The sequence below is a fragment of the Caballeronia udeis genome, from assembly GCF_001544555.2.
In the GTDB taxonomy this organism is placed as follows: Bacteria; Pseudomonadota; Gammaproteobacteria; order Burkholderiales; family Burkholderiaceae; genus Caballeronia; species Caballeronia udeis.
The window spans coordinates 64,070-83,388 of sequence record NZ_FCOK02000039.1 but is presented as its reverse complement, the minus strand read 5'-3'; the positions used below and the strand labels follow the sequence as shown (position 1 = coordinate 83,388).

Genomic DNA, 19,319 nt, shown 5'->3' with positions numbered 1-19,319 from the left:
GCCGGATACATGCATGCAGGCCGTTTCGACATCACGAACAAGAAGCTTGCAAAAGGCGTCGGGTCCATACATGCACGAAAAGGACGATTACCCCTTGTAGCGCAGATACCAGCGCACGCAAAGAATGATCACGTCACAGTCAAAGTGACGGCCGGCGAACAGCCCGTCCAGACTCTTCAGCTTGCTCATCGCCGGCCCTCAAATCGGTCAGGCCGACACTCTAACCGATTCGTTGATCGCTATTTGCACCACAGCCCACCTGATCATCAAGCAGGTGTTCGACAATGCGATCGATCATTTGCAATGGTGATCGCGGCCAATTTCGATCGTTCTTCACTTGACCAATGCTGAATTATTAACCACAATCTTTCCTGTGGAAACATAAGATTCGCTAACTCGACCGGCACTTCCTGCGCCATGACCCTGAACGCTCCGGCGCGCACGACCGCGCCTACTGATGAACGTCTGAACACGTTGAGTGAAATCGCCAACGATTGTTTCGGCGTCGACGCGTTTCCTTCTTGATTTGACCAAGATCTCCTGATGATTAAAGTTTACCGGCTCGAATTCCTGCTATGAAAAATGGACCGTCTACAGACCATAAGGCTCCTGTGCTGCCAAAGACAAAGACTAAAAAAACTATCGCCCAGCCCGTGCAAGACAAGCCCTATCACCATGGGTCGCTTCCGCACGCGCTGCTGGAGGCGGCCGAAGCCGTCTTGCGTCGCGACGGTATAGCCAGCCTGACGTTGCGCTCCATTGCCCGTGAGGCGGGCGTCTCGCATATGGCGCCCCGGCACCATTTCGGCGACTTGGCTGGCGTGCTCAGCGAACTTGCCGCCAGCGGCCACCGGCGGCTGACCGCGTCCATGGTAGCCAAAGCGGAAGGCCTCCCACCAGGGCCGGCCAGCCGAAAGGCCATTGCACGCGCCTACGTCAGCTTCGCGGTAGATAACCCCGACCTGCTCCGCCTGATGTTTCGCAGCGAGATGCTCGACCACACGCGGGTATCGCTCGTCGAGGCAAGACAGCTATCCGCACGCGCGCTAGTGGGTGCCTTCGACGAGCCGCTCAAGCCCACGCCGGGCAAATCCACGACGTTCGGCCGGTTGGATGCCCCACAGGCTATTGCGATGACTGCGGCTTGGGCCTATGTCCACGGCCTTGCATCGCTGCTCATCGACGGTCGCCTGAAAGCGTTGGCCGCGTCCGCGGAAGGTATAGGTAATACCGAAGAACTCGTGGATGCCGCAATTGAGCACGTACAGCTCATTCATGAGGCCGGTCTCAAGCTCAAGGCCGGGCAGACCGCCACGAATCGACAGGCAAAGAAACCCAAATCGCAGATGAGCGATTCGCTCTGAAGCCAAGGAGACGAGCATGAGAGTTCTGTTGATCGAAGATGATCTGCAGATTGGTCAAAGCCTGTTGCGTGCGCTCAAGGACGCCGACTTCAGCGTCGACTGGGTGAGAGACGGTATCGCCGGACGCACGGCCCTCTTCGGTACGGAGTACACCGTCGTATTGCTCGATCTGGGCTTGCCTGGCATGGACGGCATCGACCTCCTGAAGACGGCGCGCACATCGGGTAACGCCGTGCCGGTGCTGATACTGACTGCCCGGGATGACCTCGACTCGCGCGTTCAAGGCCTCGACGTCGGCGCCGACGACTACCTTCTCAAGCCCTTCGACGTGCCCGAACTGCTTGCGCGCATCCGCGCGGTGATCCGCCGCAAAGCCGGTTACGCGTCCTCGCGCCTGGGCGACGAATCCCTATGCCTCGATCTCGACAAGCGCACACTGACCTGCAATGGTACGACAACCGTCCTGTCCGCGCGCGAATTTGCACTGATGCTGGCGTTCCTCGAGCGGCCCGGCACGATCCTCTCGCGCGAGCAACTGGAGGACCGCTTATACGGCTGGGGTAAAGAAGTGGAAAGCAACGCGGTGGACGTGCTGATTCATTCGGTGCGCAAGAAATTCGGCCAGAACGTGATTCGCAATGTGCGCGGGCTCGGGTGGACCGTGATCCTTAACGATGCCCGCGACGGACAGACGCCGTGAGACTGCTCCATCAAACTGACCACCCGGCCGGCGTGCCCGCGCATTTGTCAGTCGTCGGTGCGTTGCGCCGAATGATTGCAGTGTGCGCAAAGCATCCGGTCTCCAAAAACTATACCGCCTGTTTCAACAAGTCGCTCAGGTCGATACCGTTCTTGGCTTCGGTCATCAAGTGATCCGGAGTCGGGGGCTCGCGAGTGAGATCGACGAGAGCCTGATTGAGATCCACATACGGCCGCATACGGTGTTCGTATGCAGCAAACGCCTGCGTCGGATCACCCTGGTGCCGAACCAGTTCGCGAGCCACCACGAAAGCACCGACGAGCCCGAGGCTCGTGCCTTGACCCGAGAAAGGGGATACGCAGTGTACTGCGTCACCGGCAAGCACGACACGGCCTTTGGACCACGACGGCATGCGAATCCGCGCGAGCCCGTTGTAATAGAACTGATCGGTCGTCTTCATTGCGTCGATGAAGCGGGAAAATTCGCCCTTCAGATGGGCGCACTGCGCGGCCACAAGCTGCTTTTGCCCTTCCGTGTCGCTGCGGGACACCGCTGATCCCGGGGCTGAGAAGCCAACGCCAATCCGGAGTTCGCTCTTGTCGCGGCTTGGATAGATCACGTAGCCGACACCCTCCTGCCGGTGGCCAAGTTGCCAATCGATCAGATTGATCAGGTTGGGCGTCGAAAAAAGGGCGAGCACTACGCCCAACGGATGAACAGATTTGGATTCCTCATCGAAACACTGCTTGCGGACGTTCGAGTAGGTGCCGTCGGCACCGATCAGCAGATCAAATTCCGGTTCATGCCGCTCGCGAACGTCGCCGCCACGCCGTCGCCCTGATCTTCGATCGCACGGATGCTGTTGTTGTAGACGAGTTCGACGCGTTCGCTCATCGCGCCCATCAGAAGCTCGCACAGGTCATCGCGAAAAATTTCGATGTCGTCGCTGTCAAGCCGGCCAGCACTGAAGGTGCGTTCTTCGGTGCGTTGTGTCTCGTTGCCGTTGGCATCGAGCATCGACATACCCTTCAGCCGCGTTCGTAACGCACGGGCTTCGTCGAGCAATCCCATCTTCTCGACGACATTGAGCGCGACGCCCCGAATGTCAACGGCTTGGCCGCCCCGGCGAAATGCCGGGGCCTGCTCGATCAGCGTCGTGGCAAACCCCGCGCGATCCAGCCAGAATGCCAGTGCCAAACCAGTGACGCCTGCACCGGAAATCAATACGTTTCCATTCATCATAAGCACCGTCGTTATCTCTAATGTAGTCCACTTGAATAAGCATCTTCTGCTGGTTGAGCACGCAGGACACGCGTGATGTATCAATACCCGGCCGCGGTGGCGCGTGCGATCGGCTGAGTTCGTTCAAGAGGCCTAAGACGCGGACGGAAATCCGATCGACGCGACGATCCCCGACTGACCGTCACGACGATTGCGAAGATTCACCGCGCCGCCACATTTACTCGCGATCGCCTCGACGATCGACAGGCCGAGGCCGCTGCCCTCAATTTGCGTATTAGCTCGAAAGAAACGGTCGAACACGCGTGGCAGCAGTTCTTCAGCAATGCCGGGCCCTGTGTCGGTCACGTCGATCCATACCATGCCGTCGCGTATCTGTACGCTCAGATCGACCTTGCCGCCGTCCGGCGTGTAGCGGATCGCGTTGCTGACCAGATTACGCACGGCAATGCCGATATCTGCTTCGACCGCGCGGACAAATGCGCTGGCCATTTCGTCGGCGCCGATATCGATGCCGCGTTTCATCGCGATAGGCAATACTTCGGCCACTGCGTCGACGACTACGGCGGACACGTCGACACGCGTCAACGTATCGGCCTGCAGAGCCGCATCGGCACGCGCAAGCCTTAGCAATTGCGCGATCAGATTGCCACTGCGTGTGATGCCGCCGCGCAATTCGCAAAAGCGCTCCTGGTTGCCGGGCGCGATATGCGGCTGCAGATTGTCCGCCTGCAATTGAAGCGCGGTGAGCGGCGTGCGCAGTTCGTGCGCGGCATCGGAAATAAACTTTCGTTCCGACTCAATAGATTGTGCAAGCCGATCGATCATCAGATTGATCGAGTCGATAAAGGGCCGTATTTCGATCGGCACGCCTGACGTCGACAATTGGTGGAAATTACTGACGTCGATCCCCTGCACTTGCGCGCCCAAACGATTCAACTTGCGCAACGAGCGGCGCACGACCAGCAGCACGGCAATCCACACCAGCGGCACGAGTACGATCATCGGCCAAAGCGTATTGACCGCACTCTCTTCCGCAAGCTCGTGCCGCACCGCCGAGCGTTGCGCGACCTGGATCACCATAGACGGCTCACGCAGCGTGTAGATGCGCCATTCCTCGCCGCTAACGGCTGTCGTCACGAAACCCGCCGGCGCCTCGCGCGGCAGCGCCAGGGACGGTTCGGTCGACCGGTAAGGCGTGGCCTGATCGTCCTTCCAGACCGTAATGACAATGTCGCGTTCCGGTTGCGAGCCGCGCGCCGGAATGGCAGGCAGCGAATCCGCGAAACCGCCGCGCATGCGGCTGGCGACCTGTTCAAGCCGAAGGTCGAGCAACGCGCTCATGCCCGCTTTCGACAGCTGATATGAACTGACGCCCTGCACCACGCCGACGATGCTGACCAGCACGCAAAGCGCGAGGACAAGCTGGTTTCTTAGAGACTTGATCATAGGGACGCAGAAAAGTTTTTCGCCCAACGGGTGATGCGTGGATGCCGCGGCACTCCGTGCAACGCGAGAGACGGGTGAGGCGGAATTTTTTTGTAAAGCGATTCTACTCCCGCGACCAAACGCTTTCTCGCGTACAACGACGGCAAAGACGCGCAGCCTTTGCTGCGCGCCTACCATTTACTTCACGAAACGTGCTCCATTGAGGTGATGAGTCCGGTGCCCGGGCATGTCGCGTGCATTAGCGCCAGTAGCCGTATCCATATCCGTAGTGCCCGTACCACCCGCGCGGGCGTCCGTAATAACCAACCACCACGGGCGGCGCATACACAGGCGGCGGCGCGTAATACACGGGTGGAGGCGGCGGCGCATAGACCGGCACGGGCACGACGGGCACTGCGGCCACCATCGGCATCACTGGCACCCCGATACCGACACCGACACCGACGAACACATGAGCCTCGGCAACACTCACGAGGCCGACGCTTAATACGGCGGCGACTGCCGCCAGGCGAATCCCTTTCATGCTTTTCTCCTTGAACTTCGGTGCAGCGCATTGATTGCATCGGTTGAGGTGCATTCTGCTCGCTGACAATGAGGAAAGAATGAGCGGATATGGTCGTATGAAACAGGCGGTGGATCACATCGTGATTCATTTGCAAAGTGCTGAGCATGCCTCTCATTTGCGCCTGATTTACGGCACCTGCGATTCGTTCGTCGATGCGCAGGTTCAGGTTCGAACCGCCACTCAGACGCGAACAAACGCGTTTGGCACGCATCGGCGCGGCCCGCTGACTACGTCGTGCGTCCGACTGCAGATATCCCTGGGCGCAAAGCGTTGGCTGACAACCAGGCAGACTAATGGACTGGTGTCGCGCATGTTGATAACCCATTCTCCGATCTCACCGACCAGCCAAGACCCCGGACGTTCCGGATCAAGGATTGTCCGTATTTCTTTCGGATTGCATGGATTAATACATCGACCGCGTTGCTTTCAACCTCTCTGCCCCAACCGTACAGTCGTTCTTCAAGTTGGCTGCGCGAGAGTACCGCGCCACGACGTTCAAGCAAGGCATGCATCAGCGTGAATTCACGCGCCGAGAGCGACGACTCGAGACCATTCAGGAGAATGGTGCGCCTCTCGAGATCGAGACCAAGAAATTCGTCGCCGATTCTCGAGGTCGCATAGCCCGTCGCTCGCCGCAGAACCGCGCGAATGCGCGCAAGTAACTCACGGGTAACGAATGGTTTGAGTACACAATCGTCGGCGCCTGTATCGAGACCGCGCGCATGCGTTTCCGGATCATCGTGTGCGCTAAGGAGCACCACGGGGACCTTGTTGCCCGCAGCACGCGATGCCTTCAACAACGCTATGCCGCCAATGCCCGGAAGACTCAAATTGAGGAGCACGACCGCGTAATAGCTTGCTGCGATTGCAAGGCTGGCAGCACGGCCGTCCCGTACCCAGTCGACGCTGTATTCCGCATCTCTCAAAGCGCAAAAAAGACTTTGACCAGTATGTAGGTCATTTTCAGCCAGTAGTACTCGCATCTTTCTCTCGATGTTGTTGCCCCAAGCGTCCCCTTTATCTGGTTCTGAACGCCATTGGGATTAATAACCCCCGTTTCTTTTGTAAAACCATCTATATATTTTTTGGAATTCGTTGCATCGCTGTCCGAGATCGCCTCGTTTTGCCGGATAAGACAACCACGACCTTGAAGCCCCGACGAGGGGTCAAATGGGCGGGCAGAGTCACGTTAGTCGGCAATCTTTCCAGTGGAAATATTAGATGGAATTTGTCTGCCAGTCAACATCTTTCCAGTGGGTAATTGTGTCTTCAAGGATCCGACCGAGTCGTGCCGGTCTGTCAGCTCGAAGTCGGGACCTACCGACCCATGCGATGACAGAGCGTGTCATCGCATGGATTGTCAAAATGGAGTTACCCTAAACGAGCTCAACGAGCAGAGGTCCCAATAACGCCAACAGCACACTTGCGATTGCATACGTGACAGCAAAGGGCACGGTAGGCACCGCACTTTCAGACTTTTCCAGCACCTGACCGAATGCCGGATTCGCAGCACGTGAGCCGGCCAATGCACCAGCGAGTAAAGCTGAGTTGTTGTAGCGCAGTACGTAGCGTCCGAATAGCATGGTAAGGAGTAGCGGAAAGAGCGCGACAAATATACCGAGTAATAAAATGGTTATCCCACTTTGCCGGATCGTCAAGAGCGCCTGCATCCCGGAATTGAGACCGACCGCAGCAACGAATGCAGATAACCCGAAATCCTTTAACAGTTGCGAGGCCGCCGAAGGCATTGCCCCATACTTAGGATATTTGCCGCGCATCCAGCCAAATACCAGCCCCATCAGAAGGCAGCCCCCACCTGCGCCGAGCGTCAACGCGAAACCGCCGGCGTAGGCCACGACAAGCCCTAGCAGCAGACCAGAAACCAGACCTAGTCCCAGATAAACGAAGTCGGTTTTATCCGAACAGGGCAAGTCATAGCCCGCTACCTCGACCGCTCGTCTGGTGTTTTCAGGAGATCCATAGAACGTAATGACGTCACCATGCTGCAACTCTGTTTCCCAAAGGAGAGGCAGTGGCCGCTCGGCCCGCGTTATGCCGAGGATAAACACACCACGACGCAGCGCCCGATCGAGTGAATTGCGGGCCTTCGAGATCGTCACATGGTTCATGCCTTTTCTGGCAAAAACCGCCTGCCTGCTCTCCATCTCGACACTGATGCCTTCAGCTTCCGCGACCTCTTCCCCAAGCTGGGCCGCAGCAACCACCACCCACTTGCGCAGGCCCACTATCAGAACGATGTCATCCTTCTCCAGCACCACGTCCGCTGCCGGATCGATCAGTCTGTCCTCTCGACGAATGCGCTCGACGGTGATCAAATCCTTTTGGCTTACTTCGATTTCCGCGATCGTCCGCCCTGCAGCCGGCCCTGCGCGATACGCCCGGCCGACCAGTCCTGGCATTGATGCGCTCCGGCCGGGCCGTAGCCGTATACCTCCTTCAGCCGCATTCTCGACTTTGATCGCCGCGTCATGCAGACCTTCACGCATGAATCGCGGCACGATATTCACACAGACAAGTATCGCACTTAGCAATCCAGGCACATAGGTCACAGCAAAGGCGATCGCCACTTCCGATTGCAGAAACTTTACTTCTGTCGGAGGTAACCCAAGCCTCGAGATCGCGTCTCCGGCCGTGCCGACAATAGCTGACTGCGTCAACGCACCGGCCGCCAGACCCGCTGCGAGGCCTTTATTAAGGTGGAATAGCTTTGCGCAGGCGACCACGGTAACGAGTGCCGACAATGCAAGGAAAGCGGCAAGCGCGAACTCACGAAGCGTCTTGCGATTGAACGACGCAAAAAACTGCGGGCCGGATGAATACCCAACCGCGTAGATAAATACGCTCAGCATCAGCGCCTTTACCCCGCTGTCGATGGTGACACCGGCTTGGCTAATGAGCACGGCCGCGAGCAGAGTTCCTCCCACCCCACCCAACTGGAAGGAGCCAAAATTGATGCGGCCAATGTAATATCCGATCGCAAGTGAGAGGAAGAGCGCGACCTCCGGCGACCTCTGAAAAATGGTGTGTAACTCGTGCATTTTGATCAACGTGTTGAGCAATGGTTGGCGATGTCGCTACGTCAAAATCTTTCCGACGGGCAGATTTGGTCGCATGAAGGTCGGGGCCGGACGCTGCGAGATTGCTACGCATGACGAAGCGACTGATCGTGTATATCCACCGCGCCTTGACTTGATGACGGGTGCGCGATATGCGCACCCGCCGCAATGACATGGCCCGTCAGAACAGATGATTAACGCGCAAAATACCTTCGTTCGAGCGATACCCGCTTCCAAACTGACCGCCGTATTCCAGCTTGATCTCAGTGTTTTTCGAAACGCTGAGGTTCATGTCCAGCTTCACCTTCGCCAGCGCCGACGGAGCCGATGAGACAGCGGTGAAAGGCGCGACGCCCTGCGCACTGCCGACGAACTGCGCGTCTGTTGCCCAATGGTTCCGGTCGTGAAAAACCGCACCCGCTGCAACGTCCGGGCGCAGGACCATGCCATTGGAAAAGGTCCATCGTCCGCCCAGTTCGAACATCGGCGAGGCCGAAAGCGTCGTGGCGCTCGAACTGCTGACAGCGAGATCCAGCGCGCCCGCACCCTGCTCGGTGTAACTGCCCGTATGGAAATGGACGAGATGGAGGTCCAGATACGGCTTCATATACCAGTCATTCATTGGAATCGTATAGGCGATGCGCGAGTGCAGCCCAGCCTCGTAGGTATTGAAGTCACCTTTCGCCTGGGTTGCAGAGCCCGGTAACGTGACGTTGCGCGTGGAGTCATCCCAACCGTAGGCTGCATCGGCGCCGCCGGAGATCGTCCAGCGGCCGATTTCCTTCTTCAGGACGATACCCAGCTGCGGGCCGTGTGCGTTGACGTCGCCTACGCCGTCCGAGCCGTCCAGAGTCGTCGTGCCGTATCCCACGCTGCCGCCGATGAACCAGCCATCGCCCAATCCGTGCTGGCCGCCGAACTGCATGGCATAGGTGCTGGCGTTGTAGCCAAGCCCGTCCGAGCCATCCGCGCTCGTACGGTTATCGATGACGCGCCCCCACCCGCAGTCGTGCTCGTGCATCATTGTATCGGCGGTCCCATCAAAGGTCGGGCAGCTATACATGCGCTCGACAAACGCATGGCTTGCCGCGAGACCTGCATTTCCTATGGCCTGCTGAGTTTCATTGCCGAGCCTGTTGAGCGCAGCGTTATAAGCGGCGTGGTTCTGAACGCCGTTCGCCAACTGCGCGAACAGGGTGCCCAGCGCATTGGCGCCCGCACCCGAATCGAAGTTCGCCTGCAGGTGGTTCGCCAACGACTGCGCACTCGCGCTCAGACCTGCCGCGCTGGCGGCGAAGTTCGCGTGCGGCGTGACATCCAGCGACTCGCCGCCGCCCTGCGCGGTGGGCGTGCTGCCAGCCGACAGCGTGTAGTTGACGAGATACGGATTGCTTGCCTGCAGTTGCGACGCGTCGAGCACGCCGTGCACATCCATCACGTCGAGCGTGCTGTTGGTCAGGCGCGTCGGGCGCATGACCACCTCGCCGGCGAGCGTCGCGTTGCCTGTGATGGTCACACGGTCACTCGTTCCCGCCACATGATCGCTGTCGATCATGATTTGCCCGCTTTGCTGCTGCACGACGTTGCCGTTGATCTGCAAGGACGAAATCGCCGATCCGCCCACTTCCAGCGTGCCACCGTTGGTCAACGTGCTATGGGATCCACCGAGGTCGAGCGACGTCGCGCTCAGCGTCGAGGAAGGCTTTCCGTTGATCGTGCTGCCATCGGCAAGCGTGGTATTGCCGTAAAAGCTGGATCCGGCCTCGTTGGTAATCGCAACCGGTGTCGTCGATGCCGATGCCACGACGATTCCGTTGACGCTCGGCGTGTTCTTGTTCGTGAGCGTGCCGTTGTCGATCGTGCCGTAGTTGTCGATCGTGTTTGTCCCCGCGCCATCAACGAAGATACCGCCCGCCGAGTTGGCCCACGACTCGACAGAGCTGCCACTTCCAATATTGATCGACGTATTGTTTGAGCCGTTTCCGCGACTTTGTACATAGATGCCATACGCGCCCTGGCCTGAAGTCCGAACGATGGAACCCCCGCTCAGCGCAACGCTGACGTTCCCCGTACAGGGCTGCGAACTACTGCACTTGGCCGGGCTCGCTCCTGCGAACGCATAACCTGAGTTATTCGCGCCTGCGATAACGCCACCGCCTCCGCCCACCGCTTGTGCGAAGATCGCGTGGGCATCGTCCCCGCCCGTGACGATGCTGCTGTTGCTTCCGATATTGACCGAAACATTGCCACCCTGGCCGCTCTCGGTGGTCGGCGTCGACTGCAGTCCCGAAGCCAGATTGACGTTTTGCATGCTGCCGATCACGCCGCCGCCACCGCCCACGCTTTGCGCGAAAACACCGACGGCGCCCGCACCGCTTGTCGAGATCCAGGACGTGTTGTTCATGTTGACGTTGACGGCGCCACCGTCACCCGATTGCTTCGTACCGCCAAACAGCGTCGCGAGAGAGCTGCCCGGCGTCGCGCCAACAAACAGACCTCCGCCTCCACCCACGCTTTGCGCCAGAATGCCGTACGCACCGGCTCCCGTTGTCAGCACATACGAGTCGCTCGAATGCGCCACCGCGCCGAGCGTCACGTCAACCTCACCGCCGTTGCCGCTCGCGCCATCTTTGTCGCCGATTTGAAGCGGTACGATTGTTGTCTGCTGGACGCCGCCAGTGGTCGAGTTGGTCGCGCTGGTGGTCGTGAGCGTGCCGCCGCCTCCACCAATGCTCTGTGCCACGATGCCAATCGCATCCGCGCCGCTCGTGGTGACGCTGCCAGGCGCATTCTGGCCCATGGTGACTTGTACCGTGTTGCCTGCTCCGCCGGCACCGCCGCTTCCGCCGAGTGTCACACTGATTTTCGGGTTGTTTCCACTATCCGATGCACCCACGTCGCTGGACAGCACCTGGGCCGTTCCGCCGCCGCCGCCCACGCTCTGAGCGAGCATGCCGAACGATTCGTTCGCGGAGGTGGCGACCGCTCCATCATTGTTCACCGTCACGGTGCCGCCGTTGCCTCCCGCGCCGCCTGACCCGCCGACGGTCACGTTGAAATTCTTCAGCGCGCCGTCTTGAGAGCCGGTGACGGCCCCCTTACCACCGCCACCACCGACGCTTTGCGCATCGATCGCATACGAAGAAACGCCGTTCGTCGCGATGGTGCCGCTGTTGGCGACGGTGACCGAACTACCGTCGCCACCGCTTACGCCATTTCCGCCAAGGGTGAGTCCCGCATTTGTGTTGCTGCCGCCGCCGGTGTCACCGGTGTCTCCACTGTTGGCGCTGCCGGAAAAGCTCGTCGCGCCGCCCACACCACCGCCGCCGCCAATGCTCTGTGCAAAGATGGCATCGGACTTGACGCCGTCCGTCTCGATGGCGTTCGTATTAGCGACGCTGACGCTCCCGCCTATGCCGCCGGTGCCACCCTTTCCACCAATCGTCGCCTGCAGCGCGAGACTGCCGGCGGAGCCAGAATCGTCATCATCATCGCTGTCGCTATCGCGCACAGCTTGAACACCACCCGAATCACCGCCGGTGATCGCCGAGTTCAACTGCGAGATGCTTTTAATGCCCTTTAGCACGTCGTTGCTGATCTGGTACACGCCATCCGCAACCTTGGTCGCGCCGCCTGCGCCGGCACCCAGCCCGTTGGCAAGCGCATTCGTCATGTTGTTGATCACCGTTTCGGGGTTTTGCGCGCCGCCGGTCGTGGAGGCGCCCTTGCCCGCTTTGCCGCCGCCGCCGCCGATGCTTTGCGCCATGATGGCATCGGCATCCGCGCCCTTCGTCAGCAAGGCTGCGCTGTTGTCGACCGTCACCTGCCCACCGGTGCCGCCCTTGCCGGCGTTTCCGCCCACGGTTACGGCCAGCTTCAGCGTATTGTTGCTGCCATTTGCCGCGCCCGTACCGCCGCCTGACGCGCCGCCACCGCCGCCGATGCTTTGCGCGAGGATGGCATTGGCACCGTCGCCCGCGGTAACAATGTTGGTGCCCGTACCGTTGCCGTTGTTATTGACATTGACGGAACCTCCGCTGCCGCCCGTGCCACCTGAGCCTCCAACGGTAATCGACGTGCTGAAGCTTTGAGTCCCGCCGCTAGTGGACGCCGTCGAGTCGCCGGTGCCGCCCACGCCACCGCCGCCACCCACGCTCTGCGCAAGGACGCCGTATGCGTCAGCCCCCATCGTCGCAACCAGGCCACCGTTTCCGTTGACGGTGACCGCGCCGCCGCTGCCGCCCGCTCCACCCTTGCCACCAACGCTCGAACTGGCCGAGATGCTGGTGCCATCTTTTGACGCCTTCGCATACGACGATGCAGTCGAGTCGCCGCCGTTGCCACCGCCGCCGGCAATGTTCTGCGCGATGATGCCGATCGCGCCATCTCCGGCGGTCGTGACGAGGCCCGCGTCATTGACTGTGACCGGGCTTTTGGTCTGGTCTCCGCCTGCGCCCGCGCCGCCGCCAATGGCGACGCTGACCGAGGTCGTCGGAAATTCAGGATCGCCACTCAAAGCGACGGCGCTTGCCAGCGCTGAACCGCCTTGACCGCCCCCGCCACCAATGCTCTGGGCCTTGATGCCGTAAGCATCGGCGCCGTATGTCGAGACCTGGTCATTGTTTGTCACTGTCACCGCGCCGCCGGATTGCCCGGAGCCTGCGGAGCCGCCAAGCGCGAAAGACGTGGAGACCTGAACGCCGGCATTGAGCGCAACGGCAGTGCCGCCGTTGCCGCCGCCGCCGCCGATGCTCTGTGCCTCGATGCCGCCTGACTGCTGACCGAAGGTCGTGACAAGACCATCGTTCTGTACGGTGACAGTCGAGCCGCTACCGCCGCCCTTGGCGTCACCACCGATGGCAAGGGTAGGCGCGATGATGCCTGCCGCGAAAGCATTGCCGCCGTTACCACCGGCGTCCCCGATGCTTTGCGCAACGATGGCGGCCGCGGAGTCGCCTCGGGTGATGATGGTGTCGTTGAGAACCGCCGAGCTCGAGTCGCTGCCTGAGAGGCCGACCGTGACGGCTTGTGCGTCGCCGCCGGCACCGCCATTGCCACCGAATGCCAGGTTGCCGAGTGAGGCTGCGTTGCCACCGCTTCCGCCACCGCCGCCTATGCTCTGCGCAAGAATGCCATCAGCGCCCGTACCGGTCGTGGTAATGCTGCCGCCGCTGCCCGATACATAGACCTCACCGCCCGCACCGCCATTGCTGGCTGCGCCGCCGCGCGAATAAAAGATACCGCTCGCGTCGCCACCCTTACCGCCCATGCCACCGACGCTTTGCGCCAGCACGCCATGCGCGAAACTGCCGCTCGTGCTCACTGTGCCATTGATGACCGCTGTCGCGGTATTGCCTGCGCCGCCCTGGCCCGCGTCACCGGCATTGGTACCAATTGCTGCGCCTTTGCCGCCCGCACCTCCTACGCCTCCATTCGACCGAACCAGCACCGCTGGAGCCACGGAAGATGAACTGGTAGGCGTGTCGTCGCCTTGAGTGGTGACAACGCCGTTGCTCTCGATGGTTACCGATGCCGATCCCGCTTGTCCTCCGATATTGCCCGTGCCACCGCCCGCATAACTGCTGCCCGCCGCGACCGCACCCGCCCCCCCTGCACCGCCATAGCTGATGGCGGAGACCCCTACTGTCGCTTGATGCGGCGCGCCGGTCACGGACGTCGTGGCGCCCGTGACGCCCGTGGGCGTTTGCCCGACATCGACGATTGCATTGCCGCCGACGCCACCCACGCCTCCATTGCCGCCCGTTGTCGTGGTGCCCGATGAATCACCGCCGGCGCCGCCGTCTCCGCCCCCCGAAACTGCGCTCAAAACATTTATTCCGCCGGTAACGGACCCTCCGGACTGAAGCGTCAACGTAGCGTTATTGCCGTTACCGCCGGTGCCACCGTTACCGCCGACACCACTCTCCCCCCCGTTTCCGGTATTTCCGTCGCCACCCTGGCCGCCAATACTTCGCACCGTGGCGCCCGCTGACGGTATGACACCCTGGTAGAGAAGTGTTGCTGCGCTGACGCTGCCCGATATCGTCAGGGTGCTCTGCGGAGCCGATCCGCCACCCCCGCCGGCGCCGCCACTTGCTCCCGGCGAATATTGACCCAAACCTCCCTGGCCGCCGGTGCCACCTTGCGCAAGGACGTCAATGCCGTCCCCGGCCGAGGACTGAATGGTGCCCGTCACGCTAGCCTCCACGGGCGAACTGGACGCGCCGCCGTCGCCCCCATTGCTGCCCGCCGCCGACAGGACTCCTGCGTTATCGTCCGCGCCCTTCACGCCGGTGCCGCCGAAGGCTTCAACGAGCGCACCGGTCGCGACCGTCGATATCACTCCGCCAATCGCGACGTTCACCGGCCCGCTACCTCCGGCGTTTCCGGATTTCGACGGATAGTAGCCAAGGCTGCCGTCGTCGCCGTACAGCGTCGATCCGCCTTGAGAGAGCACGGTCAGCCCTGGCGAAGAAGCGTCCGTGGAAGAAACAGAACCGTTCATCGTCACCTGAATCTGCCCACCGTCACCTCCCGCGCCGCCCTTCCCAACCGTCCCAATCTTGGCGCCTTGCCCGCCGCCACCGGCGCCGCCCTGAGAGACGAATTGCAGAATACCGCCCGGGTTCGCCCCGGACGCGTTGACGCCTGCACCTACGGCCGCAGTGATACCGCTTCCCGCCGCGCCTGCGCCGCCGTCGCTGCCGTCTGTGTTGCCTGAGCCTCCCGCTCCACCATACGTCTCCAGTTGCATTGCGCTCCAGGTGGGCGTCGCAGCCAAAGTCTGTGGTGAAGTCACCGATACAGCGATCGGGGAAGGCGACTGTCCGGTTTGACCAACGCCTCCGCTAGTGCCGCAAAGGATCAGCTGGTTTGGCGTGCCGCTGGCTGGGCTGCAACCCGATGCCGACCTGACGGATTGCCCCTGCGCGAAGGCGGGGACCGCAAACAAGCTTGCCGTCACGCCGGCGATCGAGAGGACCGCGAACGACTGGAGTATTGACACCGTGCACGCTCGCATTGGAAACGGAGCGATGTGGGTTCTGGCGAAAAAGAATCTGGATGCCGACATGAGATGTCCTGTCAAAAACGAAAAAGTGTGTTGATGTACGTACACGCGACATGATTCCGTCGACATTCAATTCGACATCGCATCGCATTCCTAAGTTGTTTATTACCGATGGAGCTTTTGTTAATTCTTTCGATGCCTTCGTCTGGACCAGACCGCGATCTCTTCTGGACCAATCGTCGCCAATGCGACGCGCTAACTAGCGCCGAGGATTCTTCAGGGTGATGCATCGGACGCTCAATTCACGTCCGCTTTTTTGGTCAAGTGAAAACGACGCTATCCAATCGACGCCGTTGCTTCCTCTTGCTACAGCGGTTACGGCGAGTCCCGGTTCCCGAGCATCATTGCGATTCGCAAGAGAATGCGGACGGTTCCTGATCAGACATTGAAGCAATGCGGCCGCCGACCGCGGCGACTGCTTCCACCCGCAGACCTTGCGTCCGCGTCTGTTCAGCGACGTGTAGTGCGAGACGCATTTTTACGTTGGAAAGATGATGCCAGCAAGCAGCGGTGCCGTCAACATCTTTCCAATGTAAAATTCAAGGTGGTTTCTGGACGTAAATAGGCGGAGTTTCATGACCGAATCGTCAGATGATAAAGAGGCAATCCGGTGAATGCTTTGATCTGCGCTGTCGGAAGGGGTAGCTACGCCCAATTCGCCCGGGAGATTCGTCAAGTCAGTACCGTTTTAGCGGTTGTCAGCGGCGGTCTGGCAAATATTGTCAGATATATCGCCGGATGATAGTTCCGGCCGGAGAAGCAGCGTTTGCCTTCGGCAATCGAAGGGCCGTTTGCTGAGCAAAGCGGCCGAAACCATCATGAAGCCCACGGCGACCGTGCAGGACATGACGCGCTTATTCCTCAAATGACAAGGAGCAGTGAAACGTAGTGCACAGCGCACCGGAGCAGACACAGTGTGTCGACATGGGTGGCTGTGCTGACCAGTCGCAATTAGAAATGGTGAACTACACCAGCCGCTACTGTCACCATGCTGCGTGACGACGACGGCGATGAATTGAATCCGTCACCAATGGAGGCAGTCGCGGCAATGATGGAAACGCCATTCGAACCAAGAGTCTGTCCATTCGCTCGCTGATAAGCCTGCACCATGTAGAGACCCGTCCGCTTGGAGAGGCTATAGAATTCCGCCAGCGAGCCTTGCTGATACTGCGCGCCGTTCGTGATTCCATTTGCCTTGCTTGCGCGCGTGTAACTGTATCCAGCAGAGAAATCCCATACCGTTGCCACGCGGTAGTGCATCACTGCGCCGAACGTATTCCAGACTGCTTGCGACTTGAATGCCGATCCAATCCCCGGAACGTACTGGACGTTCGAATAGGACAATGAAAGATCGACGTCGGGCGTAAAGGCATACCCCCCAGTCACCGCGAACCGGTTTTGTGCCGCGGCGGTCTGGTATCCGTTTGTGACAGCCGAGACCCCCTGTTGGCCATTGTTTGTGGCAGTGGAATTCGCGCCCCATGCTCCCCCGCCCGGCGTAGCATTGTTGAAGCGTTCAAACCCGGCGCCGATTCCGAACGGACCCATTTTATATTTCGCACCTGCACTCCAGCTTGAGCCCGTATTGATGCCTCCTGGCGTACCGCCGAGTGCGTACGAAGCGCTGGCCGTGAATCCGTGGACAGTTGGCGTCGTATACAAGGCGGTGTTGTTCGACTTGTAGTCCGTATCGAAATTGTCGAGATCGCCGGGGTGGGCGCCGGAGAAGCCCGTCAGCCAGTTGGTCGGCGAATACGGCGCAATCATCCAGTAGTAGGACAAATATTGGCGGCCCAGCGTCAAGCTGCCGTAAGTCTGGTCCTTCAACCCTACCCACGCCTGCTGAGCAAACATCGCACCCGCAAACTGCGCGTTGCCATTTGCAGAACTGAAACGCGACATGAGGTTGAAGATAGCGGACAGGCCGCCGCCCAGGTCCTCGCTTCCAGTCATACCGAACTTGCTGCCCTCCCAGATGCCTGGCGAGAGCTGTATGTTGTGCGCGCCTCCGTGCGTGGAGCCCAGCGTTGTCTGGCTGTTCGAGTAGGCGATGCCATTGTCGATCACGCCATAGAGCGTGACACTGCTTTGTGCATGTGTGATGCCCGGCACCGCGGTGGCGCAAACTACCGATAAGCCGACGAACAGCCCCTTCCTTGTTTTCACAACGGTCTCCTCAGTACTTGTTGAATGAGCCGGTTGGCCACCGCACTCAATACCGCAAATTCGATCTGCATTTGCCCCGCCAAAGGTAGCGCTAACAAATCGAGTTAAAAATAAATTCAACTTATGAGCCTGCGCTCGGTTGCGAGCTTTCCATGTCAGCACACGGTCCTCTCAATCTCTTCGAGACTCAGACCCGCGGTTTCCCTTATGCGATAGATCGCGAACAGGAAAGCCACCAGGCAACAGACCGTGAACACCGCAAATGCCGAGGCAGCCCCCGTCTCCAGCAATGCGGGAAAGGTCGATGCGACGATAAAATTCACCAGGAACATGGCGAGCGCGGCGGCAGACATGGTGCGCGCGCGAATCCGCATCGGCAGCAGTTCCGGCATCATCACCCAGACGAGCGGACCCCAACTGAACGAAAAGGCCGCCTTGAAAAAGGCGAGCGCGCCCACGGCCACAATACTGCCCGCTGCAGTAGCAGGACCGCCGAAATGGAATACGCAGCCAAGCGTTGCCATGCTCGACGCCATCACGAGCGCACCACCGATCAGAAGTGGCCGGCGCCCGAGACGATCGACCACACGTGCCGCAAAGATCGTCATGATGATCGACAACACCCCGAGCCCCACGCTGTTGAGCAACGCCGCCGATTCACCGAAGCCCGCCGCGCGCAGAATCGTCGGCGCGTAGTAGACGATTGTGTTGATGCCCAATGCCTGCTGAAGCATGGCCAGTCCAAACACACTGATCAGAGTCGGACGAAGTGCCTTCGATTTCAGCAGGTCGATCAGACGTACCGTGGTCGAAGTCTCGTTGGCCTGTTGAATCTCGCGCAATGATTCGGCTGCATCGCCCGGCGTGTTGGTAATTTCCAGCACACGGCGCGCTTCGCTAACGCGGCCTTGACGCACGAGCCAACGCGGCGAGTCCGGCTGAAAGAACATGCCGATTGTCAGAAAGACAGACGGCACAGCCGCGAGACCCAGCATCCAGCGCCATTGCCCATGCGCTGCCAGCAGATAGCACACCACGTACGAAATCAGAATGCCTGTCGCAATCGCCAACTGATTCATCGACGCAAGACCGCCCCGGATGTGTTTCGGCGCAATTTCAGACAGATACAGGGGCACTTGCGTGGTCGATACGCCGATCGTGATGCCAATCAGCACGCGAGCAACGATCAGCGTCATCGGATCGGGTGCAAATGCGGACAGAACCGACGTGACAATGAACATCGCACCCGCGCCAATCAGCATCTTGCGTGGACCGAAGCGATCCGCAAGCCGCGCTGTGCCGCAAGCGCCAATCATGGCGCCGAGCAGCAGTCCGCCCACCACCATGCCCTGCAGATGTGCGTTGAGCGACATATCCTTGCGGATAAACAACAACGCTCCCGCGATCACGCCGCTGTCATAGCCAAAGAGGATGCCGCCAAGGGCGCCGAATAGATAGGCAAGGCGCGCGCGATTGCGCGACCTCGCCGGAAAATAGCCTAGCGTCTCAATTTCCATCTGTTGTCTCGATCATGTTTTTTTGGTGGGCTCATCGCCCATTACATGTGCTGCAGCAACGCGTTGCGTGCCTACCTTATGCAGAGAATACTGCGTTCGGTAGCTTCGTCGCTGCGGTTTTCTGTTCAGATCAGGCGCCATCCGCGCCCGAAGGATATCCTCCAGAAAGAAGC

The 19,319-nt window shown here is 60.0% G+C and carries 11 protein-coding genes and 1 pseudogene; 2 read left to right on the top strand and 10 right to left on the bottom strand.

The window, feature by feature from the left end:
* Positions 1-93 precede the first annotated feature (93 nt).
* A pseudogene (locus AWB69_RS47975) lies at positions 94-189 on the bottom strand (IS6 family transposase); the annotation flags it as partial.
* A 464-nt stretch (positions 190-653) separates the two neighbouring features.
* Between AWB69_RS47975 and AWB69_RS25255 the strand changes: the two are divergent.
* Together AWB69_RS25255 and AWB69_RS25250 are read left to right on the top strand one after the other, a co-directional pair.
* Entirely contained in the window at positions 654-1,364 is a 711-nt protein-coding gene (locus tag AWB69_RS25255; RefSeq protein WP_231937225.1) for a TetR/AcrR family transcriptional regulator, read from the top strand.
* Between the two features lie 16 nt (positions 1,365-1,380).
* Positions 1,381-2,064, top strand: coding sequence for a response regulator transcription factor (locus tag AWB69_RS25250; RefSeq protein ID WP_062089555.1), 684 nt, complete (start codon positions 1,381-1,383; stop codon positions 2,062-2,064).
* Positions 2,065-2,173: 109 nt separating this feature from the next.
* On the opposite strand, the gene AWB69_RS50400 is transcribed toward AWB69_RS25250, so the two are convergent.
* The 9 genes from AWB69_RS50400 to AWB69_RS25205 form a co-directional block, all read right to left on the bottom strand.
* Positions 2,174-2,845: an FAD-dependent monooxygenase gene (locus AWB69_RS50400; RefSeq protein ID WP_269447493.1), complete on the bottom strand. Its 672-nt coding sequence runs from the start codon at positions 2,843-2,845 to the stop codon at positions 2,174-2,176.
* Complete coding sequence (locus AWB69_RS50395) at positions 2,845-3,306, bottom strand: FAD-dependent monooxygenase (protein ID WP_062089553.1); 462 nt, start codon at positions 3,304-3,306, stop codon at positions 2,845-2,847. Before AWB69_RS50395 ends, AWB69_RS50400 begins: the two co-directional genes overlap by 1 nt.
* A gap of 132 nt (positions 3,307-3,438) precedes the next feature.
* A complete protein-coding gene (locus AWB69_RS25240) occupies positions 3,439-4,752 on the bottom strand; it encodes an ATP-binding protein (protein WP_062089552.1) in 1,314 nt (437 codons plus the stop codon).
* A gap of 238 nt (positions 4,753-4,990) precedes the next feature.
* Positions 4,991-5,275 carry a hypothetical protein gene (locus AWB69_RS25235; protein WP_062089551.1) on the bottom strand — a complete coding sequence of 95 codons (285 nt, stop codon included), beginning with the start codon at positions 5,273-5,275 and terminating at the stop codon, positions 4,991-4,993.
* Between the two features lie 332 nt (positions 5,276-5,607).
* Positions 5,608-6,300, bottom strand: a complete 693-nt coding sequence (locus AWB69_RS25230) for a response regulator transcription factor (protein ID WP_062089550.1) — start codon at positions 6,298-6,300, stop codon at positions 5,608-5,610.
* Positions 6,301-6,693: 393 nt separating this feature from the next.
* Positions 6,694-8,376 carry an aspartate-alanine antiporter gene (aspT, locus tag AWB69_RS25225; protein WP_062089562.1) on the bottom strand — a complete coding sequence of 561 codons (1,683 nt, stop codon included), beginning with the start codon at positions 8,374-8,376 and terminating at the stop codon, positions 6,694-6,696.
* Positions 8,377-8,575: 199 nt separating this feature from the next.
* A complete protein-coding gene (locus AWB69_RS25220) occupies positions 8,576-15,148 on the bottom strand; it encodes an autotransporter outer membrane beta-barrel domain-containing protein (RefSeq protein WP_062089549.1) in 6,573 nt (2,190 codons plus the stop codon).
* Between the two features lie 1,266 nt (positions 15,149-16,414).
* Positions 16,415-17,629, bottom strand: a complete 1,215-nt coding sequence (locus tag AWB69_RS25210; RefSeq protein ID WP_062089547.1) for a porin — start codon at positions 17,627-17,629, stop codon at positions 16,415-16,417.
* A 155-nt stretch (positions 17,630-17,784) separates the two neighbouring features.
* On the bottom strand, positions 17,785-19,146 hold the full coding sequence (locus AWB69_RS25205) for a sugar porter family MFS transporter (protein ID WP_062089546.1): 1,362 nt from the start codon (positions 19,144-19,146) through the stop codon (positions 17,785-17,787).
* Positions 19,147-19,319 lie beyond the last annotated feature (173 nt).

What these genes read in the sequence shown, in the direction of transcription:
- AWB69_RS25230 (WP_062089550.1), bottom strand. Translation starts at nt 6,300, where the DNA reads ATGCGAGTACTACTGGCTGAAAATGACCTACATACTGGTCAAAGTCTT.
- AWB69_RS50395 (WP_062089553.1), bottom strand. Translation starts at nt 3,306, where the DNA reads ATGATGAATGGAAACGTATTGATTTCCGGTGCAGGCGTCACTGGTTTG.
- AWB69_RS25250 (WP_062089555.1), top strand. Translation starts at nt 1,381, where the DNA reads ATGAGAGTTCTGTTGATCGAAGATGATCTGCAGATTGGTCAAAGCCTG.
- AWB69_RS25240 (WP_062089552.1), bottom strand. Translation starts at nt 4,752, where the DNA reads ATGATCAAGTCTCTAAGAAACCAGCTTGTCCTCGCGCTTTGCGTGCTG.
- AWB69_RS25235 (WP_062089551.1), bottom strand. Translation starts at nt 5,275, where the DNA reads ATGAAAGGGATTCGCCTGGCGGCAGTCGCCGCCGTATTAAGCGTCGGC.
- AWB69_RS25220 (WP_062089549.1), bottom strand. Translation starts at nt 15,148, where the DNA reads ATGCAACTGGAGACGTATGGTGGAGCGGGAGGCTCAGGCAACACAGAC.
- aspT (WP_062089562.1), bottom strand. Translation starts at nt 8,376, where the DNA reads ATGCACGAGTTACACACCATTTTTCAGAGGTCGCCGGAGGTCGCGCTC.
- AWB69_RS25205 (WP_062089546.1), bottom strand. Translation starts at nt 19,146, where the DNA reads ATGGAAATTGAGACGCTAGGCTATTTTCCGGCGAGGTCGCGCAATCGC.